The following is a 20,427-nucleotide window of genomic DNA, read 5'->3' as shown; positions in this document are numbered from 1 at the left end:
CCGGACGCCGCCCGTTACGGTGGTGGCGACAACCCGCGGGAGCTCGGACGGACCGGGCTGAGAGGGCGACCACCCGTCGCCGACCGCCACAACCTGAGCCGGACAATGCCGGCGGAGGAAGGGAATCGAAGGCATGTCGACGACGTCATACACCTGGTGGCCGGTGCTCGGAGCGCCGATGGAGGACGGCCTGAAGCGGGTGCTCGCGCACGACTTCCTGCAGGGCCTGTCCGATGGGACGCTTCCGCGAGAGGCGTTCGGCTACTTCATCATCCAGGACACCCTCTACCTCGCGGAATACGCACGCGCGCTGTCGTTGCTCGCCGCGAAGGCGCCGACAGCGGTCGCGCCGACGCTTGCGGCACATGCCAGCGCCGCCGTCGCCACCGAGCTCGAGCTGCATCCGGCGCTGCTGCGCGATGCCGGGCTGGATCCCGACCTGCTGCACCGGACTCCGAAGTCGCCTGCCACCACGGCATACACCAGCTACCTGCTGTCGGTGTGCGCGCAGCGGCCGTTCCACGAGGGGCTGGCGGCGGTGCTGCCGTGCTACTGGATCTACGAGCAGGTCGGCCGCGCGCTGGAGCGCGGCGGTTCGGCTGATCCGGTCTACACCACGTGGATCGATGCGTATGCCGCTACCGGCTTCGCCGAGAGCGTCGCGCAGATGCTCGAGGTGGTGGATGGCGTCGCGAGCACGCTGCCCGATGCCGCCCTGAGCGACATGGCGCAGCACGTGGAGACCGCGACGCGTTACGAGTGGATGTTCTGGGATGCCGCCGTGCGCGGAGAACGGTGGCCCTGGTGAGTGCGCCCCTGACGGCGACCCAGGTCGGCGACCTGCTCGGTGAGCTGCGCGGGCGGGCACCGCTCGTGCAGTGCCTCACCAACTCGGTGGTCACCGGGTTCACCGCGAACACGTTGCTCGCGCTGGGCGCCGCTCCGGCGATGGTCGACAACCTCGAAGAGGCAACGGTTTTCGCGGGTATCGCGGACGCCGTGCTGATCAACCTCGGGACCATCTCACCGACGTCCGGCGAGACGATGGTGGCGACCGCCGAAGCGGCGGGACGAGCCTCGACCCCGTGGGTGCTCGACCCCGTCGCGGTCGGTGGGCTGCCCCTGCGGGATCGGGTCGGCGCCCGACTGGTGCCGCTGTGCCCGACCGTCATACGGGGTAATGCCTCGGAGGTGATGAGCCTCTCCGGCGTCGACGGCGGTGGCCGCGGGGTCGACAGCACCGCGGGTTCCGAAGCGGCGCTTGAGTCGGCGCGTGCACTGTGCGCACGGACCGGCGGGACGGTCGCGGTCAGTGGCCCGGTCGACCACATCGTGACCGGCGACGACGTGCGCACCATCGCGAACGGCACACCGATGATGACCAAGGTGACAGGGGTCGGATGTGCGCTCGGAGCGATCACCGCGGCCTTCGCCGCGTGCGCTCCCGCCGCCGACGCCGCGTTCGCCGCAACCGCGGTCTGGACCATCGCCGCCGAACTCGCCGTCGAGCGATCCACCGGGCCGGGGTCGTTCGCGGTGGAACTGCTCGACGCGCTGCACGCTCTGGACACCGAGCAGCTGGGGAGACTGCACTCATGAACGCGTTCGATGCAGGTTCGCTGCGGCTCTATCTGGTGACCGACCCGCAGTCCTGTGGTGACCGCGGCGTCGTGGAGACGGTGCGCCAGGCGCTCGCCGGCGGTGTCACGACCGTGCAGCTGCGCGACCACGGCGCAACCACGCGCGAATTGCTCGACACGGCAAAGGAACTGCAGACCCTCACCGCCGGCGCCGGGGTTCCGCTGATCGTGGATGACCGCCTCGATGTCGCGCTCGCGGCCGGTGCCGATGGGGTGCACCTCGGACAGTCCGACCTGCACCCCGTCGACGCCCGCCGGATCGGCGGGCAGGGCCTGATCATCGGCCATTCCGTCTCGTGCATCGACGAGATCGAGGCCGTGGGGGAGTGGCCGGAGGGAACGGTCGACTACCTCGGCATCGGGCCCGTGTTCGCGACCCCCACCAAGCCGAACGCCGCCGCTCCACTCGGGATCGACGGTGTGCGCGAGGTGCTGGCCAATTGCGACCTCCCGACGGTCACCATCGGCGGCATCAAGGACATCCACGTGGCACCGCTGCGTGAGGCGGGCGCCGCCGGAGTCGCCGTCGTCTCGGCCATCTGCGCCGCCGCCGATCCGGCAGCCGCGGCGCGAAACCTATTGGCAGCGGAGGCAATCCGATGACGATGCAGACGCCGATGCAGGCCCAGATGCAGGCCCCGACGGTGCTGACGATCGCCGGCACGGACCCCAGCGGCGGTGCAGGGATCAGCGCCGACCTGAAGACGTTCTCCGCACTCGGCGCGTTCGGCACCGTCGTCGTGACGGCGGTCGTCACCCAGAACACGCAGGGCGTCGCCGCCATACATCAGCTGGACGGTGCGACGGTCGCCGGTCAGCTCACCAACCTGCTGGACGACGTGCACGTGGACGCGGTCAAGATCGGCATGCTCGGCACGGCAGAAGTGACCCGGGCGGTGGCGCAGGTCCTTCGTGACCGGGAGCTCGGCCCGATCGTGCTGGACCCGGTCATGGTCGCGACCAGCGGGCACCGGCTGCTTCCCGCCGAAGCGGTCGAAGCGCTGCGGGACGATCTGATCCCGCTGGTCGACCTGATCACGCCGAACATCCCCGAAGCAGCCGACCTGCTCGGTGTGCCGGAGGCGACCAGCATGTGCGACATGGCGCGCCAGGTCCGTGCTCTGGCGGAGTTGTGCCCCGGGGTCCTGCTCAAGGGTGGGCACCTGGACGGGCCGGAGAGCACGGACCTGCTGTTCGTGGACGATCGGCTCACCGAGCTCGATGCGCCGCGCGTCGACACGCGCAACACGCACGGCACCGGCTGCACACTCTCCTCGGCGATCGCCGCGCTGCGTCCCCAACGCGAGTCGTGGGCGGACAGCGTCCGGGATGCGAAGAGTTACCTGACCGGTGCGCTCGGGGCCGCCGACGACCTGTCGATCGGCAGTGGTCACGGCCCGGTCCACCACTTCTGGCAAAGCTGGGGCGCTCAGAGCTGACCGAGCGCGAGCGTCGCGGCGGTCACGGTCACCAGTGCCACCGCGAAACTCTCGATGGTGAAGCGCCGCAACGGGATTGCCAGCCCGGCACGCCTGCACCGTCCCAGCCACAGGATGGTCGCGAGCGAGCCCCAGACGGTGATGATCGGACCGGCGTTGACGCCGATCAGCAGTGCCATCAAGCGGTGGGCCGAGCCGTCCGCAGCGGACTCGGCCGCGAGGTAGGCGGGCAGGTTGTTGATCAGATTGCCGCCGAGCGCGCCGAGGCCCGAGACGCGTAGCAGGTCGGTGGTCGACTCGCCGGCGCCCATCACGGTGGCGATCCGTTCCTCGAGGCCGTGGGACTGCAGGAAGTCCACTATGGCGAAGAGTGCGGTGATGCCGAGCACCATCTGCCAGGGCACCGCGACGGTGCGCAACGCGTCGCGCTCCCGAACAGCAAGTGTCACCAACAGGATCAGCGCGCCAACAGCAGCGGGTATGGCGGGGGTGATGCCGGTGACGAAGAGCGGCCCGAGCAGCAGGCAGACCGCCGCAGCCACACGTAGCAGCACGACGTCGTCCGGATGTGGCATCGGCGGTATGACGTAGCGCCCCCGGAACTGCTGATGGTGCAGCACGGCGATGACGAGCACGGTTGCGACCATCGCGACGAGGGCCGGTGCCCACGCCACCCGCAGGTACGCCGACAGACCGCCCCAGCGATGAAACTCGTGCAATGCCAACAGATTGCTCAGGTTCGACACCGGCAGCAGCAGCGACGCGGTGTTGGCCAGCCACACGGTCGTGAACGCGAACGGCAGCGGGGGGAGTCCGGCTTGCCGGGCGGTGGTGATGACGACGGGCGTGAGCAGGACCGCCGTGGTGTCCAGGCTCAGGACCGTCGTCGCAGCGCACGAGAGGATGACGACGACGAGCCACAGGACGAGGGTCCGCCCCTTCGCCATACGCGCGGCCCAGTGCCCGGCAACGTCGAAAACGCCTGCGTGGTCAGCGATTTCGGCCACGATCGTGATGCACACCAGAAACGCCAGGACCGGCCCGACGCGATCGACCAGGTCGATCATGGGGCCGTCACGGACAGCTCCCACGGTGTGCCGGCACGGCGCGGCTCGTGCAACTCGGCGGTGAACGCGCCGGCGACGACCTCGCGCAGTGCGGCCGGGGTGCGCGGAGTCGCTCCGGCCTCGGCCAGCCAGCGCGTCACGAGTCCGCGCGTGTGCTTCGCATTGTGGGTCGCACCGGGCACGTGGATGCGCACCCAGCGCTTGGCCGCGTTGCCGGTCGGGGTCCAGGCGGCGGCGTAGTTGCTCGAGCGGCAGTCGACGACGACGCCGTTACCCGCGAGTTCGGTCATCGGTGTTGCGAGCTCGCTGCGCCAGTAGGCCGCGAGCGGTCCGATGCCGGGCAGGTTGGTGCCCATCGAGAGCCGGTACGCCGGAACCTTGTCGGCCAGCCGCAGTGCTCCGAACAGTGCGGACTGTATGACGATCCAGCGGCGCGCCCGGCGCAGCGCGGCGGACTCCAGGCTCGGCAGGTCGAGTGCGTCATACAGGACGCCGGTGTAGAGCGCGGAGACCTGTTGCGCGGGTGCAGTGCGCAAGGTCAGGTTGCGGGCGACGTCGTCGGCCAGGCCGGGCCCGACGCCCAGCACGTCCAGCGCATCCGGGCGAGAGCTGACATCGGCGAGCACGTCGAGCAGCTTGTCGCGGGCGGCGGACAGCTCGGGCAGGTCGAGCCTGGTGAGATCGAGCGCCTTGCCGCGCTTGCGCGGGGTCTTGGTCTCGGACGGCGGCAGCAGGATCAGCACGCGGAAAGGCTACGACCTGCCGGACCGGCCGCGTCGATCGGACCATGCCCGTCACCGGCATTCCCTATGGTGGCTGCATGAAGCCACGGCACCTGATCGCCCCGAAAGCCGACCCGAGGGCAGGAGCGGACGCCGGTCCGCTGGAGCGGGCGTTCGCGACGCTGCGCGAGCAACTGGACCTGACACTGGACTATCCGCAGGAGGCGCAGGCCGAGGCGGAGCAGGCGGCCACGTCGGTCACGCTGCCCGACAGGGACGAGACCGCGGTGCCGTTCTTCACCATCGACCCGGCCGGCTCGATGGACCTGGACCAGGCGATGTGCCTGGAGCGGGACGGCGACGGCTACCGAGTGCGCTACGCCATCGCCGACGTTCCGGCATACGTGCGACCCGGTGGCGCGCTCGACACGGAGACCCGGCTGCGCGGGCAGACGATCTACCTGCCCGACGCACGGGTGCCGTTGCACCCCAAGGTGCTCAGCGAGGACGCGGTGAGCCTGCTCGCGGACAAGGAGCGGTCGGCCTACGTCTGGGACATCCGGCTCTCGTCACTCGGCGAGGCGACGGCGAGCGAGGTCTACCGGGCGCGGGTCAAGAGCACGGCCAGGCTCGACTACGACACGGTGCAGCAGCAGATCGACGACGGTTCGGCGCCCGAGGGTGTGGCGCTGCTGAAGACCATCGGCGAGTTGCGGATCGCGTTGGAGGCCAAGCGCGGTGGCGCCAACCTGCCGATGCCCGAGCAGGAGGTGAGCAAGACCGACGACGGCAGATATCAGCTGACGTTCCGGCCGCAACTGCCCTCGGAGGAATGGAACGCGCAGATCTCACTGCTGACCGGCATGGTCGCCGCTGAGCTGATGCTGCAGGCGAAGGTCGGCATCCTGCGCACCATGCCCGAGCCGGAGCAGAAGGCGATCGACCGCCTTCGGCGGGAGGCCAGGGCACTCGGTGTGCAGTGGCCGGTCGACAAGCAGTACGGCGACTTCATCCGCGGCCTCGACCGGTCGGACCCCGCGCACCTGGCGCTGATCCATGACGCGACCAGCCTCTTCCGTGGCGCCGGTTACACACCCTTCGACGGCCAGGAGCCGCAGGACAGGATCCAGGCGGCGGTCGCGGCGCCATACGCCCATGTGACGGCGCCGCTGCGGCGCCTCGTCGACCGCTTAGGGCTGGTGATCTGTGAAGCGGTCAGCCAGGGCGGGCAGGTCCCCGACTGGGTCCGGGAGGCGTTGCCGACGCTGCCGGACATCATGCGGACCACCGACCAGAAGGCCAGTCAGGCCGAGCACGGCTGCACCGATGCGGTGGAGGCGGCGATCCTGGCGCACCGGGTGGGCGAGACGTTCGCGGCATACGTCGTGGACACCGACGAGAAGGGCGTCACCGTGCAGCTCGTCGATCTCGCGGTGACCGCGAAGGCCGACGGGAGGGCCGAGGCCGGAGCCGAGGTGCAGGCCAAGCTCACCGAGGCGAACATCGAGGAGCGCAGGGTGCGGTTCGAGCTCGGCTGAGAGGCCGCACGACGAGGACGGTGCGAGATGCCGACGGCAGCGCAGCAGTTCGCCGTGCTGGGCCCGCAGCACCGGCTCGTACTGGTCGTGGTCCTGGTCGGGTGCGCGGCGCTGCTGCTGCTCGGTGGGCGGCTGCGCTCCCGGCCCGGCGCCCGATCGGCCCTACTCCGCTGGGCCGGGGTCACGATCCTGGTGTGCTGTGCGCCATTCGAGGTGTTCGACATCGTGGTCGGAGTTCAGCATCCCCGCACCGGTCTCCCGTTGCAGGTCTGCGACATCGGCTGGCTGGTCGCCGGGGTCGCTCTGCTGACCCGCGGCCGCCTGATGTCGGCGCTGCTCTACTACTGGGGACTCACCCTGTCGATCCAGGGAGTCGTCACCCCCGAGCTGGATCACGCCTTCCCGCAGGTGCAGTTCTTCGGCTTCTGGGTCCGCCATGTCGCACCCGTCTGGGCGGCGGTCCTCCTGATCGGCCTGCGGATCGGGCCGGACTGGCGGGGCTATCGCTTCTCGGTGGCGGTGACCGGGGCCTGGGTCATCGGGGTCATGACCCTCAACGGTGTCCTGGGCAGCAACTACGGCTATCTCAACGGCAAGCCGGACGTACGCTCCGCGCTCGACCTGCTCGGGCCCTGGCCGTGGTACGTCGTGTTCGAGGTCGTGTTGGTGGCGGCGGCCTGGGCTCTGATGACGTGGCCGTGGAACCGGCGGCGCTGACCGCGGGCGACGGCGTCGACCACGTCGCCTGCTGGCGACGTCAGGAGCGCGAGACACGCTCGGCGAGCACGGCGAGCTGCGCCGGCCCGACGCCACAGCAACCACCGATGTATGTCGCACCGGCATCGACCCACGAGTCGGCCGGCTCCGGATCGAAGCGGTCGCCGGCGGACCAGGTGTGGGTGTCGCTGTCCCAGTCGCCACCCCGGTTCGGATACGCGACCGCCGGCAGGCCGGTCGCGGCGACCGCGGCGCGCACCGCCGGCAGCACATCCTTCGGGGCACAGCAGTTCGCGCCGGCCGCGACCAGTTGCCGGCAGCCGGCGAGCGCGTCATACGCCTCGGTGAGCGGCTGGCCGGCGCAGGTGGCGTCGCCCCGGACCGAGTAGCTGAACCACGCCGGTATGGCGAGTTCGTCGAGCAGTTCGACCAGCACGACGGCCTCGTCCAGATCCGGGATGGTCTCGACTGCGAGCAGGTCCGGACCCGCTGCGGCCAGCAACTCCAGTCGTGGACCGTGAAAATCGCGCAGCCGGGCTGCGGAGACGCCATACCGGCCGCGGTACTCCGAGCCGTCGGCCAGCACGGCACCATAAGGGCCGATCGAGGCGGCAACCAGCAGGCCGGGTCGGTCCCCGGCGAACTCGTCGCGCACCTCGGCGGCCAGCGTCACTCCGCTCGCGATCAGTCGCTCGGCCCGGTCGCGCTCGATGCCCGCGTCGACGAATCCGGGGACACTCGCCTGGTAGGTCGCGCTCGTCGCAACCTGCGCTCCGGCGCGGAAGAAGTCGCGGTGCGCCTGCCGGATGAACTCCGGGTGCTCGGCAAGCAGTCGAGCCGTCCAGAGGCCGCCGGTCAGATCGGCGCCACGCAACTCCAGCGCTGTCGACAGGCCGCCGTCGAGGACGACGGGACCGGCCCCGGGTGCGGGAACATCTGGAGATGGCATTGCGGATCCTTTCGCAACTGAGCTGGCTGGATGACTTCGACCATGCCAGAAGTGAGCTATGGCTCCCGTCTGGCATGGGCGAACGCTGTCGCAGGTACGATCTCCCACGGATGAGTCGGCCGGGCGGTCGCGGCCCGAGCGATCGGGGCGAGGAAAGTCCGGACTCCGAAGGGCAAGGTGGTGGCTAACGGCCACCCGGGGTGACCCGCGGGACAGTGCCACAGAAAACAAACCGCCACCGGTTCGCCGGTGGTAAGGGTGAAACGGTGGTGTAAGAGACCACCAGCACGCCAGGTGACTGGCGTGGCTAGGTAAACCCCACCTGGAGCAAGATCAGACAGCGTGTGTCCGAGGGCGGCCCGCCCGAGCACGCGGGTAGATCGCTGGAGGCGGCCGGCAACGGTCGTCCTAGATGGATGATCGCCACGTGTCACCGCTTGCGGTGGCGCCATACAAAATCCGGCTTACAGGCCGGCTCATCCCTTCAGCATCGCAACTGCAACGAGGCTGCCGCCGCCCGGCGGTCCGTATTGCCCTTCGTCAACGACTCATTGACGGTTCGCGGCCGTCAACGTAGCCTTGACGCGGGGAGATTCGGGACTCGGCCCGCAAACACGGGGTCGACGACCGCGACATTCGGCACGCATGGACCAATGCGCTGCGGATCATCGAATATGAATACGACGGCGAGGTTCGGCTCCTCGTCATCGGCCCCGACGACACCGGCCGGCTGCTCGAATTGGTGGCCGTGTCAGCGGGAACGCCGACGCGGATCATCCACGCGGACGGGCTGCGGCCGAAGTTCTATGACTACCTGTGAGGTGACGACGACATGGTGACGAAACACAAGGACAACACCGGGCTCGACGCCCTCGACCCAGCCACTACGCCCGCGCGTGATGCGACGCACTTCCGGCGGATCATCGCCGCGAGCGAGCAACTCGACGCCGCGCAGGACGAATTGCATGCGGCTGTTGCTGCCGCCCGGGCAGCGGGTGACTCCTGGACGGTGATCGGTGCCGCGTTGGGTGTGTCGAAACAGGCCGCGGCGCAACGATTCGGCCCGCGTCCGAGCGGCAGGTGACGGTGGAGAAAACCGCCGAGCGGAAGGCATCAGCGAGCTAGCAGGTGGCGCAATCGGGTGTGGCGGTTCCACCGCGAAATCCTCGGCCAACAGTTCGCGGTCACTCTCCGGCGTTGAGCTGACGCGGCGTACGTGGGCACCTGGCGCGGGTTCGGCACGTGGACGCGTACAGCAGCAGCCGCGGCCCGGACAGTCGGTATGCGTTCTTGCGCGATCCCGGTCGCTACGAATTCATCGTCTCCGCGGCAGAGGACGATTCCCGCCGGGCATCGGCCACTGTGCTCCGCCACTATTCGTTGCGCCGAGGCGGTGTCTGCAAGATCACCGCAGCTGCCGAACCGCGTTCATTACGGTGTGCCGAAACGCGCTCGCAGGGGGTGCGCCAGAGGGAAGCGGGCGCGATGAATTCAGAGGTGCGACAGGCGATAGCGGGTGTTCTCATAGCGGCCGGTGCGGTGGTGTTGGGGGTTGGACTGTTCCTCGGGTTCGGCGGCATTTCCAAGGGCGGCGAAAGTTGCGGCTCAGCGTTCCAGCCGTCCGAGACGTTCATGATGTCCGACGACTGCACCGACGCCACCACTAACCGCAAGCCGGTGGCTCTGGGGCTCAGCCTGCCCGGCGGCGCGCTGTTCCTGGTCGGGCTCATCACCTACCTGGCCGAGGGCCAAGCACGGCGCGAGCAGGCGGCGGAGGCTTCGAGCACAGACACAGCCGACAACACGCCCGCGTGACCGCTTGCCAGGAGCCTGCGCCGGCGGCCCAGCTGGAGGCGTAGGACGAGTCCGCATCAGGTCTGAGAAGTCACAGAATCCAGCTAACGCTTGCCGACGTTACGACCGGAGACCGAAGCGCCGAAAGCCGTTGCAACACAACGAAACTAAACATTGCCAGGGTTAGCTCGCCATTGCGGTGAAACGGTGGCCGTCGAAGGACGTGCCCATCTTGTCCTCCCGGGCGTTGGGGAAGGGGTGTTCTCATGCTGCCCGGCGGGTCCCGGGCTGCGGTGTCGACCGGTTTGTGCAATTAGGCGTCGCGCTAGTGGTGGGGGCTGTAGGACTTGGGACGCTGGTCCGTCAGATCCGGCACGGGAGGAACACCGAGCATGAGGAAGAAGTGCTGGGGTGCGGCAAGCCTGATAGTTGCTGCAGCGGTGCTGAGTGGGTGCTCATCGAGCGATGATGGGTTCGGGGGAGACGACTCGTCCTTTCAGCCGATTGAGCAGTCCGACGTTGTCAGCGGATACACGTACAAGCTCACCGGGTCAGCCGATTCGGTCGACGTCACGATGAATACCGACGGCGGCAGCACCCAGGAGACGGGTGCCGCGTTGCCCTTCGAGCAGGAAGTCGGCGCACTTGACTTCCTCTACATATCGGCGCAGATCACCGACGAGTCCGGGGGCGACGTTTCGTGCGAGATCGTCGACTCGACAGGGGATGTGGTGGCAACGAACACCGCATCGGGATTCCCGTCGATCGTCACCTGCGACAACACGTGAGTGGTGGTGATCGGGCCGGCGGATGAATTGCCGAGACAATGGCGGCCTCTGCTGGGAACCGTTGTGACGAAACCAGGGCGGCGTTCCGGTAAGTCGCCGGAGGAAGCGCTGCGCGACCGACACTCCGCCGTCATGGCCGGCATGCGGCGATCTCCAAGACACCTGTCAGGACGAGGCCGTAGGGTCTACGCATGGGGTTGTTCCGAAGCCGCGCGCAAGCGCCAGACGTGTGCGACCGGTGCGGTCACATCGCGGGCATGCACGTCAACACCACGCTCGGCTGTCGTGAATGCGACTGTCCGCGCAGTCCGGGGCAGGTGCTGCGCCACATCGATCCCGACCTCCCTGGTGAGGGGCGCCACGCGGCGCGCGGTCGTCGGCGCCCCTGACGTCGCCGGCTCATCTTGCACGACCTCGCGCTTACTGCAGAAAAGCGTCGAATTCGCTGGATCCCGAGGCGCTTTCGGCGCCCGCAGCGTATGACTTGAGGACTCGCGACGTCAGGCGAGTGTCTGTCGGAGGAATCCAGGGGAGCACATCATGATCAAGTCCGGCGCAGCCGTCGTCGCTGCCGTTGCAGCAGTTGTTCTGACCGGCTGCTCCTCGTCGGGGCAGCCATCGGCCGCGAAGGCGACCGTCACGTCGACAACCACCGCCACGACCACAGCGACCACGACCGCAACCGTCACGGCGACCCGGGCGGTCACCCGGACCGTCACCGCCCGCGCCAAGCCCAGCACCGCGACCGTGACGAGGGTCGTCACCGCGGCGGCGCCCCGACCCACGGTGCAGGCGGCACCTCCGAGGGCCACCACGTCGAAGGCGCCCGTGGCCAAGGCGCCCGTGGACAAGGCTCCGGCGCCGGGCTCGGGCCTGACGTCTCAGCAGCAGAACGCGGTCTCGTCGGCGCAGAGCTATCTGAGCTTCTCGGGATTCTCACGGCAGGGCCTCATCGACCAGTTGTCCTCTGCGTATGGCGACAAGTACTCCGTCCACGACGCGACCGTCGCGGTGGACAGCCTGCACACCGACTGGAACGCCCAGGCGGTCCGGTCGGCGAAGCAGTATCTGCAGCTCAGCGGCTTCTCCTGCAACGGCCTGATCGACCAGTTGTCCTCCAGCTACGGCGACAAATACACCGTCGCCCAAGCCACGTATGGCGCCAAGGGCGCAGGAGCCTGCTGACCCGATCGCTCCGCCATGATGGTCGTATGACGCACCGCGCCCGCGCCCCGCTGTGGCGGCAGGTCGCGGACACCACGTCATTGGCCAACGCGCACGCGCACGCCGACTCGCGGCACCGCAGGCCGCTGTGGGATGCGTTGGCCGCGGGTTTCACCAGCCTCGAGGTGGACGTATGGGTGGTTCGCGGGCAGGTCCTCGTCGGGCACAGCGTGCCGCGGCCGCTGCAGACGCTACGAAAGGTCTATCTCGATCCGCTGGCGGCCCTGGTTCGCGAAACAGGTTGTGTCTACGAGGATTTCGACGAGCCGATCCAGTTGCTGCTCGACGTCAAGAGCAACCCGACACGATCGCGGCAGCAACTCGAGAAGCTCCTCGGGCAGTACCCGGGCGTGCTGAGTGCCTGGCGTGACGGCCACTTCATCCCGGGCGCAGTGACGGTCGTGCTCAGCGGAACCCTCTCCGGCACGATGTATGACGCACCCCTTCGCTGGAGCGGAGTCGACGGACGCCTGCGCCTGTCATCGACGAAGGTGCCGTCCGACGTGATGCCGCTGCGCAGCGACTGCTGGCCGGAATTGTTCTCCTGGAGTGGTGAGGGGCCGATGCCGGGGGACCAGCGCGACCGGTTGGTGCGACTGGTCGGGGTCGCGCATGCGGCCGGCCAGCGGACCCGCCTCTGGGACACCCCGGACCGGCGGGGACCGGCCCGCGACCGGCTCTGGGCGACCCTGCTGGACGCCGGCGTCGACTACCTCAACACCGACGATCTGGCCGGTGCTCGCGAGTTCCTCCTGGCGCGCCGGTGATCACCACGATGTCTCGCGCGGGCGCCCTTCGTCATACCCACTGGCGCTCTGGACACCGACCAGCGCACGCTCACGGAACTCCTGGATGGAACGCGCGCCGGCGTAGGTGAAGCTGGAGCGGACACCCGCGATGATCGAGTCGATCAGGTCCTCCACGCCGGGGTGGGCGGGATCCAGGAACATCCGGGACGAGGAGATGCCCTCCTCGAAGAGCGCCGAGCGCGCCCGGTCGAACGCGCTGCGGGCCTGCGTGCGACCGCTGACCGCACGCGCGCTCGCCATACCGAAGGACTCCTTGAAGAGTCGGCCGTCGGCGGCGGTGTTGAGGTCGCCGGGGCTCTCCCACGTGCCGGCGAACCACGACCCGATCATCACCGAGCCGGCCCCGGCGGCCAGCGCGAGTGCCACGTCGCGGGGGTACTTCACACCGCCATCCGCCCACACGGACGCACCGAGTTCCGTTGCAGCGGCGGCACATTCGAGCACGGCCGAGAACTGCGGCCGCCCGACACCGGTCATCATGCGTGTCGTGCACATCGCGCCCGGGCCGACACCGACCTTGATGATGTCGGCGCCCGCGGTCGCGAGGTCCTTCGCGCCGTCGGCGGTCACCACGTTGCCGGCGGCGATCGGGACGCGGGTGCCGATCTGGGCCGCGTGCTCGTCCCGAACCGCGCGGACGACGCCCAGCGCGTCGATCATCTTGTCCTGGTGACCGTGCGCGGTGTCGACGACCAGCACGTCGGCGCCCGCCGAGAGCGCGGCCGCCGCCTTGGCACGCACATCGCCGTTGATGCCGATCGCAACGCCGATGCGCAGCCGTCCGGACTCGTCCACCGCCGGCTGGTAGATCGTCGATCGCAGGATGCCCTGACGGGTCAGCACGCCGGCCAGTTCGCCGCCGTCACGCACCACCGGGGCGAGCTCGAAGTGGTGGTCGGTGAGCGCGTCGAAGACCGAGCTGAGGTCGTCGCTGTCCTTGACCGTGAAGAGTTCGCGGGTCATCACCTCACCGACCGTCGCGAAGCGGTCGACCTGGCGCGAGTGCCGCTCGGTGACCAGCCCGATGGGCGCATGCGCGTCGTCGACGACGACCGCGGTGCGGTGCGCACGCTTGCCGATGAGGGCCAGGACGTTGCCGACCGGTTCGTCGGCCTGCACGGTCACCGGGGTCTCGAAGACGGTGTGCCGGTCCTTGACGTAGCCGACCGTCTCGCGCATGGCGTGCTCGGGGATGTCCTGCGGCAGGACGGCGATCGCGCCGCGCCGGGCGACCGTCTCGGCCATCCGCCGGCCCGAGATGGCCGTCATGTTGGCCACGACGAGCGGGATGGTGGTGCCGACCCCGTCCGGTGTGGTCAGGTCGACGTCGAGGCGGCTGCTCACGGACGAGCGTGAGGGCGCCATGAAGACGTCGTTGTAGGTCAGGTCGTATGCCGGGCGGTCGCCTAGGAACTTCACGTTCGGCCATGCTACGTGGGTTCGGCTGTTCCGTCATACAGCGGCTCGGGCCGGACACGTCCTACGGTGTCCACATGGAGCTCACTCTTCTCGGCCATTCCTGCGTGCTCATCGAAGCCGCCGGGCAGCGCGTCCTGATCGACCCGGGCACCTTCTCCGCCTTCGACGACGTCAGCGATCTCGACGCGGTCCTCGTGACCCATCAGCACGCCGATCACCTCGACATGGAGCGACTGCCCGCCTTGTTGCAACGCAACCCCGGCGCGAGCCTGCACACCGACCCCGACACCGCGGAAATCCTTGCGGGCGAAGAGATTCCGGTGACGCGCAACCAGCCGGGGGAGGTCTTCACCTTCGGCGACCTGACGATCACCCCTGTCGGTGCCCAGCACGCCGTGATCACCGAGTACATCCCGCGCATCAGCAACGTCGGGCTCTACCTGACTGCGCCGGGTGAGGCGTCGTTCTTCCATCCCGGTGACGCGCTGGACGCCGAGGTTCCCGGCGATGTCGATCTGCTCGGGGTGCCGGTCAACGCACCGTGGTGCGCGGTGAAGGAGACGGTCGAGTTCGTACGCCGGCTCGCACCATCGGCCGTAATGCCCATCCACGATGCGCTGCTGGCCGAGCAGGGACGTGACATCTACCTGCGGCACATCGCCGGCTTCGGTCGTGACGGCGGAGTGCCGGTGCGCGACCTGCACGGCGCGGGAACGCTGACGCTCTGAGCCGTCCGGGCACGGGCCGGCCCGCGGACGGATTCGTTCAAATAGGTAAGCCTCACCTATGATCGGCGCTGTGCCCGTCGTCACCGCCAAGAAGAAGTGCTGCAAGGACTCACCGCGCTGCAAGAAATGCCCGGTGACGCTCGAGCGGCTGCGCAAGGCGGGCCACGCACAGCGGTTGTCCAAGCGCGAGTACGACGTGAGCGGGCACGTTCCGGGCAAGATCCGCAAAGCCGCCCGCCGTCGCTGAGCAGCCCGCCGGTAACTTGGTGCTCGTGAACCTGCGAGTGACCACCTGCCATGACCGTGACACCTGGGACCGCGCAGTTCTGACTGCAGGGGGACACCCGTTGCAGTTGTGGGGCTGGGGCGAGGTGAAGTCCCGCTATGCCTGGAGCGCCGACCGTCTACTCGTGCAGAACCCCCAGGGTGAGCAGGTCGGCGCCGCCCAGGTGCTCTACCGCCGGTTGCCGCCGCCGTTCAAGTCGCTGGCCTACATCCCGCGCGGCCCGGTCGCCGCGGAGGCCGATCGGGCCGAGGTGCTCACGGCGCTCGCGGCACATGTGAAGCAGGCACGCGGCTCGATCGCACTGTCGATCGAGCCGGACTGGGCCGATCCGGCCTCGCCGCTGCCCAAGGGGGTGTCCGACGAGGAGATCGCGCGCATCGAGCAGTCCGCGCCGACCGGCTGGCTCGCCACAGTGGCCGGGACGGGGTTCCGGCGCAGCGCCAACACCGGTCTGATCCCGCGCACACTCGTCGTCGACGTGACGCCCGACGAGGACGACATCCTCAAGGCGTTCAACTCCAGCACCCGGCAGAACGTCCGGAAGTCGTTCCGCGCCGAAGGAATTCGCTTCGGCGAGGTCACCAGCGAGGCGGACCTCGAGCAGGTGCTCGCGATCAACAAGGAGACCGGCAAGCGCGCCGGTTTCGCGGTCCACGACGACGGCTACCACCACGCCATCCGCGACCTGATGGGGGAGCGCTCGCAACTCATCGCCGCGTGGGAGGGCGACGAGGTCGCCGCCTTCGTCTGGCTGGTCGTCTCCGACACCACCGCATTCGAGCTGTATGGCGGGGTGTCGCCGCGTGGCATGAAGCTGCGGCTCAACTACGGCCTGAAGTTCCATGCGATGAAACACGTGAAGGCACAAGGTGTTTCGCGTTATGACTTCAACGGTCTGCTCAACGACGGGATCTCCGACTTCAAGCGGCAGTTCAGTAAGCACGAGGACCTGCTGATCGGCACCTGGGACAAGCCGTTGTCCCCGCTCTACCCGGCGTTCGCCACCGCGCTGCCGAAGGTGCGCCACGCCCTCAAGCGCGGCCTGCCGGCCGCGAAGGCGAAGCTGCGCGACCCGAAGGCCGCGGTCGCGGGCCTGCGCCGGTCGAGCAACAGCTGATTACTTCTGCGCCGAAGCGGCGCGGTCGGCGAGCCACGCCACACCCACGATGCCGGCGGCATTGCGCAACTGTGCGGCGACGATCGGCGCCCGCAGGTGCAGCAGCGGCAGGAACTTGTCGGCCTTCTTGGAGATGCCCCCACCGACCACGATGAGGTCCGGCCAGAGCAGGTCCTCGATGTGGCTGTAATAGCGCTGCAACCGCTTCGCCCACTGCTCCCAGGACAGGTCCTCCAGGACGTGCGCGCTCTCGGCGGCCTTCGTCTCGGCGTCGTGACCGTCGATCTCCAGGTGCCCGAGTTCGGAGTTGGGCAGCAGCTCACCGTCGATGAGCAGTGCCGAGCCGATGCCGGTGCCGAGGGTCGACACCAGGACGGTGCCGTTCGTGTTGCGTGCGGCGCCGAAGTGCAGCTCGCCGACCCCGGCGGCGTCCGCGTCGTTGACGACGGTGACCGGACGGCCGAGGCGCTTGCTCAGCAACTCCTCGACGTTGGTCCCGATCCACGAACTGTCAATGTTCGCAGCGGTTCTCACGACACCGTGGGTCACGACGCAGGGGAGAGTGATGCCGATCGGCTGTCCGTCGGTGGCGTCCGCGAACTCGTCGGCGATCTGCTCGATGACGGCCGCGACGGCGTCGGGCGTCGACTCCTTGGGCGTGTCGATGCGCACCCGATCCTTGGCGAAGGCCCCCTTGTCGAGGTCGACCGGCGCGCCCTTGATGCCGGTGCCCCCGACGTCGATGCCCAGTGGGTAGGTCTTGCTCATGGCGTTGCAGACTCCTTCGCGAGTGCGTTGTGCTTCCCAGACTTTAGGGCAGGGTGAGGATCTCGGGTCCCGCGTCCGTGATGAGGATGGTGTGCTCGAACTGCGCGGATCGTCGCAGGTCCTTGGTGACGACGGTCCACTCGTCGTCCCACATCGTCCACTCCGGTGTGCCGAGGTTGAGCATCGGCTCGACCGTGAACGTCATACCCGGTTCGATCAGGTCGCTGTATGCCGGTGCGGCGTCGTAGTGCGGGATGACGAGTCCGGAGTGGAAGACCGGACCGACCCCGTGGCCGGTGTAGTCACGCACCACGCCATACCCGAAGCGCTTGGCGTACTTCTCGATGACGCGCCCGATGACGTTGACCGCGCGACCGGGCATCGCGGCCTTGATGCCGCGCAGCATCGCCTCCTCGGTGCGCTCCACGAGCAGGCGGGACTCCTCGTCGACGTCACCGACGAGGAACGTTGCGCAGTTGTCGCCGTGCGCACCGTCCTTGTATGCCGTGATGTCGATCTTCACGATGTCGCCGTCCTCCAGCGGCCGGTCGTCCGGTATGCCGTGGCAGACGATCTCGTTGACGCTCGTGCACAGCGACTTGGGGAAGCCCCGGTAACCGAGAGTGGACGGGTAGGCACCGTGGTCGAGCATGAATTCGTGTCCCACCCGGTCGATCTCGTCGGTCGTCACACCGGGCCGGACCGCTGCTCCGGCCGCCTGCAGCGCCTGCGCGGCGATGCGGGCCGACACCCGGATCCGCTCGATCAGATCCGGGTCGTGCACCTCGGACCCGGTGAACTTCGCCGGCGCCGGCCGGCCGACATACTCCGGGCGATCGATGGTGGACGGGACCGCGCGGCGCGGACTGATGCGACCGGCTCGAACCGGCGTGCTGCTGACGGACATAGGGTGCAGTGTAAGGAGCACCAATCCGTCGGCCGCGCCGACAACGACCAAGGAGCAGCATCGTGGCGTACTGGTACAACGTCGACCGGAGCAAGGTCGAGAAGGACGGCGAGACCGACCCGAAGGCCAACCTGCTGGGGCCCTTCGACACCGAGGACGAAGCGCGCAACGCCCTGCAGCACGCAGCCGAGCAGACCGCTGCCTGGGACAAGGCCGACAAGGAGTGGAACGACGACTGAGGACCTGGCTGCGGGTCGCCGGCGTCCGTCGGCACTCGCTCCCTACCGTGCTCTGCTCGCCACCCCGGAGGCGGGACGCTTTCTCGTCGGGTCGCTGGTCGCGCGGCTCGGCGGCGCGATGTTCGGCGTCGCCGTCGTGGCGATGGTGGCCGGCCGGCGCGACTCCTATTCGATGGCCGGAGGCGTGTCCGCAGCCGGTCTGATCATGCTGGCGGCCACGGCGGCTGCCGTCGGCCGGCTGGTGGACCGCTTCGGGCAGCGTCGGGTGACCCTGCCGCTCGCGCTCTGGGGAGTCGTCTGGGATGCCGTCCTGGTGATCGCATCCTTCACGGGGGCACCGGCGTGGACGCTCTTCGTCGCATACCCGCTGGCCGCGATCGTGGCCGCTCCCGACGCGATGAGCCGCGCCCGGTGGGCCTATCTGCTGGCAGAGCAACCGGATCGGTTGCACACCGCCATGTCGCTCGAGCAGGTGCTCGACGAGTTCGCGTTCGTCGTCGGACCCGCGGTCGCGGTGTTACTGGCGACGACCGTCACCCCCGAGGCGGGCTTCATCGCCGCGTCCGTGCTGTATGCCGTCGGGTCGCTGCTCTTCGTCAGCGCACGGTCGACCGAACCACCGGTTCAGGCGGCCGAGGGTGGTGGAGCCCGGAGCGTCCTGCGTAACGCTCCGGTGGTCGTCGTGGCCGTCATCATGATCCTCACCGGCGGCATACTCGGCGCGAATGACGTTGTCACGCTGGCCTTCTCGGCCGAGCACGGGCACAAGAACCTGGCCGGGCTGATCCTCGCCGTCTTCGCACTCGGGTCCGGCACCGCTGCGATCGTGTATGGCGCCAAGGCGATGAAGGGTTCGCTGTCGCGCGCATTGTTGTTCGGCACGATTGCGATGTGCGTCCTGGAGGCGCCGATCCTGTTGGTGGACAACCTGATTGCGCTCACGGTGGTGCTGCTGATCGCCGGGGGCGCCACCGCTCCCACCCTGATCACCTCGATGAAGCTGGCGCAGACGCTGGTGCGACCGGGCCAGGTGAACGAATCCATGGGCGTGGTCTTCACCGGTCTGCTCATCGGTGTCGCGGCAGGGTCCGCGCTCAGCGGCGCGGTCGTCGAACGCTGGGGAGCGCACGCCGGCTATTTCGTCCCGGTCGGATCCGGGGTGGGTGCAATCGTGTTGGCTGCGTTGGCCTTTCGTCTGTTGCGGCGCACGCCGGGGGCTGCCGTTCAGCTCTCCGTCTGAGTGATCAGCGGACCGGTCGTCTGGCGCACGATCAGATGCGTCTCCAGCTGGAACGGGTGCGAGAACGCGTCCGGGTCGTCGGCCAGCGTCAGCACGCGCTCCACTGCGACCTTGCCCATCTCGACCAGCGGCTGATAGACGGTCGTCAACGGGATCGGTGCCCAGCGTGCCATCAGGGTGTCGTCGAAGCCCACCACCGACAGGTCGCGGGGGACCGCCATACCTCGCTCCATGGCGGCGCGCAGCGCGCCCAGCGCGCTCGCGTCGCTGGAGGCGAAGATCGCCGTCGGCGGATCGGGGAGTGCCAGCAGCTCGTGGGCGGCGCCCAGGCTCGGCTCGACGGCATACACGTCGCCCAGCACCAGGGCGGGGTCGAAGTCGATCCCGGCGTCGGTGAGCGCGCTGGTGTAGCCGTGCAGCCGGTCCCGTGCCGGCTGGGAGGTCGGCGGGCCGTTGAGGAAGCCGATGCGGCGGTGGCCGAGGTCCAGCAGGTGCTGGGTGGCCTCCCGGCCGCCGGCCCAGTTGGTCGCCGAGATCGAGACGATCGACTTGGTCGTCGTACCGATCGGGTCCACCACCACGAGCGCGATGCCGGCGTCGGCGCACCACTGCAGCTCTCGATCGGTGAGCGGTGTGGTGACCGTGACCAAAGCGCCGATGCCCCGGGCGGCCACCGAGTCGAACCAGCGCTCGGTCAGTCCCCGCGGCTCGTCGCTCAGCATCCGCTCGACGATCAGTGACTGGCCCAGCCGTGCTGCCGCCTCGGTCGCGCCGCTGAGCACCGAGAGGGAGTAGGGGCTGATCAGGTCGTCGAAGAGGATCAGCACCGAGTTGGCGCGCTGCCGGGCCCGGCGCCGGGCGTTGTAGCCGAGGTTCGCCGCGGAGCGCAGCACCCTCTCCTGGGTCTGCCGGCTCACATCCGGGCGTCCGTTGAGGACCTTGGAGGCTGTCGACAACGACACGCCTGCGTCGGCCGCCACCGCTCGTAGCGTGGAACTCATCTCGCCCACCGATCTTGTTGAAAATGCTTGACCCG

Annotated in this window: 23 protein-coding genes and 1 other RNA gene; 17 read left to right on the top strand and 7 right to left on the bottom strand. The window is 68.8% G+C overall.

Translation table 11 applies throughout. The features are described 5' to 3' along the window. Positions 1 to 133: 133 nt before the first annotated feature. From tenA to thiD, 4 genes are read left to right on the top strand one after another with little or no spacing between them, the layout of a single operon-like run. Positions 134 to 808 (top strand): thiaminase II, encoded by a 675-nt coding sequence (tenA, locus tag VG502_RS16975; protein ID WP_325551261.1) that lies wholly within the window; start codon positions 134 to 136, stop codon positions 806 to 808. After that, positions 805 to 1,599: a hydroxyethylthiazole kinase gene (thiM, locus tag VG502_RS16970; protein ID WP_325551260.1), complete on the top strand. Its 795-nt coding sequence runs from the start codon at positions 805 to 807 to the stop codon at positions 1,597 to 1,599. The genes tenA and thiM overlap by 4 nt, the downstream gene beginning before the upstream one ends. Further along, a complete protein-coding gene (gene thiE / locus VG502_RS16965) occupies positions 1,596 to 2,243 on the top strand; it encodes a thiamine phosphate synthase (RefSeq protein WP_325551259.1) in 648 nt (215 codons plus the stop codon). Before thiM ends, thiE begins: the two co-directional genes overlap by 4 nt. Beyond that, the gene (thiD, locus tag VG502_RS16960; RefSeq protein ID WP_325551258.1) at positions 2,240 to 3,079 is read left to right on the top strand and encodes a bifunctional hydroxymethylpyrimidine kinase/phosphomethylpyrimidine kinase; all 840 of its coding nucleotides are present in this window, start codon (positions 2,240 to 2,242) and stop codon (positions 3,077 to 3,079) included. The genes thiE and thiD overlap by 4 nt, the downstream gene beginning before the upstream one ends. Here thiD and VG502_RS16955 read toward each other — a convergent pair. Both VG502_RS16955 and VG502_RS16950 read right to left on the bottom strand, forming a co-directional pair. After that, positions 3,070 to 4,146, bottom strand: coding sequence for an SLC13 family permease (locus tag VG502_RS16955; RefSeq protein WP_325551257.1), 1,077 nt, complete (start codon positions 4,144 to 4,146; stop codon positions 3,070 to 3,072). The genes thiD and VG502_RS16955 overlap by 10 nt on opposite strands. Then, positions 4,143 to 4,889, bottom strand: a complete 747-nt coding sequence (locus VG502_RS16950) for a YaaA family protein (protein ID WP_325551256.1) — start codon at positions 4,887 to 4,889, stop codon at positions 4,143 to 4,145. Before VG502_RS16950 ends, VG502_RS16955 begins: the two co-directional genes overlap by 4 nt. Positions 4,890 to 4,966: 77 nt before the next feature. Here VG502_RS16950 and VG502_RS16945 point away from each other — a divergent pair, with 77 nt between their 5' ends. Beyond that, a complete protein-coding gene (locus VG502_RS16945) occupies positions 4,967 to 6,406 on the top strand; it encodes an RNB domain-containing ribonuclease (RefSeq protein ID WP_325551255.1) in 1,440 nt (479 codons plus the stop codon). Between the two features lie 27 nt (positions 6,407 to 6,433). Continuing rightward, positions 6,434 to 7,123 (top strand): YwaF family protein, encoded by a 690-nt coding sequence (locus VG502_RS16940; protein ID WP_325551254.1) that lies wholly within the window; start codon positions 6,434 to 6,436, stop codon positions 7,121 to 7,123. 40 nt (positions 7,124 to 7,163) lie between these two features. On the opposite strand, the gene mmuM is transcribed toward VG502_RS16940, so the two are convergent. After that, positions 7,164 to 8,072: a homocysteine S-methyltransferase gene (gene mmuM, locus VG502_RS16935; RefSeq protein ID WP_325551253.1), complete on the bottom strand. Its 909-nt coding sequence runs from the start codon at positions 8,070 to 8,072 to the stop codon at positions 7,164 to 7,166. Between the two features lie 111 nt (positions 8,073 to 8,183). Between mmuM and rnpB the strand changes: the two genes are divergently transcribed. The 6 genes from rnpB (at position 8,184) to VG502_RS16905 (ending at position 12,645) form a co-directional block, all read left to right on the top strand. Continuing rightward, an RNA gene (gene rnpB / locus VG502_RS16930) (RNase P RNA component class A) lies at positions 8,184 to 8,555 on the top strand. A 349-nt stretch (positions 8,556 to 8,904) separates the two neighbouring features. Next, positions 8,905 to 9,156: a hypothetical protein gene (locus tag VG502_RS16925; protein WP_325551252.1), complete on the top strand. Its 252-nt coding sequence runs from the start codon at positions 8,905 to 8,907 to the stop codon at positions 9,154 to 9,156. A 158-nt stretch (positions 9,157 to 9,314) separates the two neighbouring features. After that, a complete protein-coding gene (locus VG502_RS16920; protein ID WP_325551251.1) occupies positions 9,315 to 9,887 on the top strand; it encodes a hypothetical protein in 573 nt (190 codons plus the stop codon). A gap of 554 nt (positions 9,888 to 10,441) precedes the next feature. Beyond that, complete coding sequence (locus tag VG502_RS16915) at positions 10,442 to 10,654, top strand: hypothetical protein (RefSeq protein ID WP_325551250.1); 213 nt, start codon at positions 10,442 to 10,444, stop codon at positions 10,652 to 10,654. 540 nt (positions 10,655 to 11,194) lie between these two features. Next, on the top strand, positions 11,195 to 11,839 hold the full coding sequence (locus VG502_RS16910) for an Ltp family lipoprotein (protein ID WP_325551249.1): 645 nt from the start codon (positions 11,195 to 11,197) through the stop codon (positions 11,837 to 11,839). Between the two features lie 26 nt (positions 11,840 to 11,865). Next, positions 11,866 to 12,645: a PI-PLC domain-containing protein gene (locus VG502_RS16905; RefSeq protein ID WP_325551248.1), complete on the top strand. Its 780-nt coding sequence runs from the start codon at positions 11,866 to 11,868 to the stop codon at positions 12,643 to 12,645. On the opposite strand, the gene VG502_RS16900 is transcribed toward VG502_RS16905, so the two are convergent. Beyond that, the gene (locus VG502_RS16900; RefSeq protein WP_325551247.1) at positions 12,646 to 14,106 is read right to left on the bottom strand and encodes a GuaB1 family IMP dehydrogenase-related protein; all 1,461 of its coding nucleotides are present in this window, start codon (positions 14,104 to 14,106) and stop codon (positions 12,646 to 12,648) included. A 74-nt stretch (positions 14,107 to 14,180) separates the two neighbouring features. On the opposite strand from VG502_RS16900, the gene VG502_RS16895 reads away from it, so the two are divergent. The 3 genes from VG502_RS16895 to VG502_RS16885 all read left to right on the top strand — a co-directional run bounded on the left by VG502_RS16895 (position 14,181) and on the right by VG502_RS16885 (position 16,237). Beyond that, complete coding sequence (locus VG502_RS16895; protein ID WP_325551246.1) at positions 14,181 to 14,834, top strand: MBL fold metallo-hydrolase; 654 nt, start codon at positions 14,181 to 14,183, stop codon at positions 14,832 to 14,834. A gap of 70 nt (positions 14,835 to 14,904) precedes the next feature. Continuing rightward, positions 14,905 to 15,081 carry a hypothetical protein gene (locus tag VG502_RS16890; RefSeq protein ID WP_325551245.1) on the top strand — a complete coding sequence of 59 codons (177 nt, stop codon included), beginning with the start codon at positions 14,905 to 14,907 and terminating at the stop codon, positions 15,079 to 15,081. A gap of 25 nt (positions 15,082 to 15,106) precedes the next feature. Further along, positions 15,107 to 16,237 (top strand): lipid II:glycine glycyltransferase FemX, encoded by a 1,131-nt coding sequence (locus tag VG502_RS16885; RefSeq protein ID WP_325551244.1) that lies wholly within the window; start codon positions 15,107 to 15,109, stop codon positions 16,235 to 16,237. Here the strand turns inward: VG502_RS16885 and ppgK are convergent, their stop codons facing one another. Beyond that, positions 16,238 to 17,005 carry a polyphosphate--glucose phosphotransferase gene (gene ppgK / locus VG502_RS16880; RefSeq protein WP_325551243.1) on the bottom strand — a complete coding sequence of 256 codons (768 nt, stop codon included), beginning with the start codon at positions 17,003 to 17,005 and terminating at the stop codon, positions 16,238 to 16,240. 43 nt (positions 17,006 to 17,048) lie between these two features. Continuing rightward, on the bottom strand, positions 17,049 to 17,912 hold the full coding sequence (gene map / locus VG502_RS16875; protein ID WP_325551242.1) for a type I methionyl aminopeptidase: 864 nt from the start codon (positions 17,910 to 17,912) through the stop codon (positions 17,049 to 17,051). A gap of 62 nt (positions 17,913 to 17,974) precedes the next feature. Here map and VG502_RS16870 point away from each other — a divergent pair, with 62 nt between their 5' ends. After that, positions 17,975 to 18,151 carry a methionine aminopeptidase gene (locus VG502_RS16870; RefSeq protein ID WP_325551465.1) on the top strand — a complete coding sequence of 59 codons (177 nt, stop codon included), beginning with the start codon at positions 17,975 to 17,977 and terminating at the stop codon, positions 18,149 to 18,151. 4 nt (positions 18,152 to 18,155) lie between these two features. After that, a complete protein-coding gene (locus VG502_RS16865; RefSeq protein ID WP_414655757.1) occupies positions 18,156 to 19,391 on the top strand; it encodes an MFS transporter in 1,236 nt (411 codons plus the stop codon). On the opposite strand, the gene VG502_RS16860 is transcribed toward VG502_RS16865, so the two are convergent. Further along, positions 19,376 to 20,392, bottom strand: a complete 1,017-nt coding sequence (locus VG502_RS16860) for a LacI family DNA-binding transcriptional regulator (RefSeq protein WP_325551241.1) — start codon at positions 20,390 to 20,392, stop codon at positions 19,376 to 19,378. The two genes, VG502_RS16865 and VG502_RS16860, sit on opposite strands and share 16 nt — an antisense overlap. Positions 20,393 to 20,427 lie beyond the last annotated feature (35 nt).

The sequence above is a fragment of the Flexivirga sp. genome, from assembly GCF_035551235.1.
GTDB lineage: Bacteria > Actinomycetota > Actinomycetes > Actinomycetales > Dermatophilaceae > Flexivirga.
This window is presented reverse-complemented; position numbering and strand designations above follow the sequence as displayed.

Coding starts and splice junctions, on each gene's coding strand:
- VG502_RS16925 (WP_325551252.1), top strand. CDS start 8,905: ATGGTGACGAAACACAAGGACAACACCGGGCTCGACGCCCTCGACCCA.
- VG502_RS16895 (WP_325551246.1), top strand. CDS start 14,181: ATGGAGCTCACTCTTCTCGGCCATTCCTGCGTGCTCATCGAAGCCGCC.
- VG502_RS16905 (WP_325551248.1), top strand. CDS start 11,866: ATGACGCACCGCGCCCGCGCCCCGCTGTGGCGGCAGGTCGCGGACACC.
- thiD (WP_325551258.1), top strand. CDS start 2,240: ATGACGATGCAGACGCCGATGCAGGCCCAGATGCAGGCCCCGACGGTG.
- thiE (WP_325551259.1), top strand. CDS start 1,596: ATGAACGCGTTCGATGCAGGTTCGCTGCGGCTCTATCTGGTGACCGAC.
- VG502_RS16910 (WP_325551249.1), top strand. CDS start 11,195: ATGATCAAGTCCGGCGCAGCCGTCGTCGCTGCCGTTGCAGCAGTTGTT.
- mmuM (WP_325551253.1), bottom strand. CDS start 8,072: ATGCCATCTCCAGATGTTCCCGCACCCGGGGCCGGTCCCGTCGTCCTC.
- VG502_RS16945 (WP_325551255.1), top strand. CDS start 4,967: ATGAAGCCACGGCACCTGATCGCCCCGAAAGCCGACCCGAGGGCAGGA.
- VG502_RS16860 (WP_325551241.1), bottom strand. CDS start 20,392: ATGAGTTCCACGCTACGAGCGGTGGCGGCCGACGCAGGCGTGTCGTTG.
- VG502_RS16940 (WP_325551254.1), top strand. CDS start 6,434: ATGCCGACGGCAGCGCAGCAGTTCGCCGTGCTGGGCCCGCAGCACCGG.
- VG502_RS16955 (WP_325551257.1), bottom strand. CDS start 4,146: ATGATCGACCTGGTCGATCGCGTCGGGCCGGTCCTGGCGTTTCTGGTG.
- ppgK (WP_325551243.1), bottom strand. CDS start 17,005: ATGAGCAAGACCTACCCACTGGGCATCGACGTCGGGGGCACCGGCATC.
- VG502_RS16915 (WP_325551250.1), top strand. CDS start 10,442: ATGAATACCGACGGCGGCAGCACCCAGGAGACGGGTGCCGCGTTGCCC.
- tenA (WP_325551261.1), top strand. CDS start 134: ATGTCGACGACGTCATACACCTGGTGGCCGGTGCTCGGAGCGCCGATG.
- map (WP_325551242.1), bottom strand. CDS start 17,912: ATGTCCGTCAGCAGCACGCCGGTTCGAGCCGGTCGCATCAGTCCGCGC.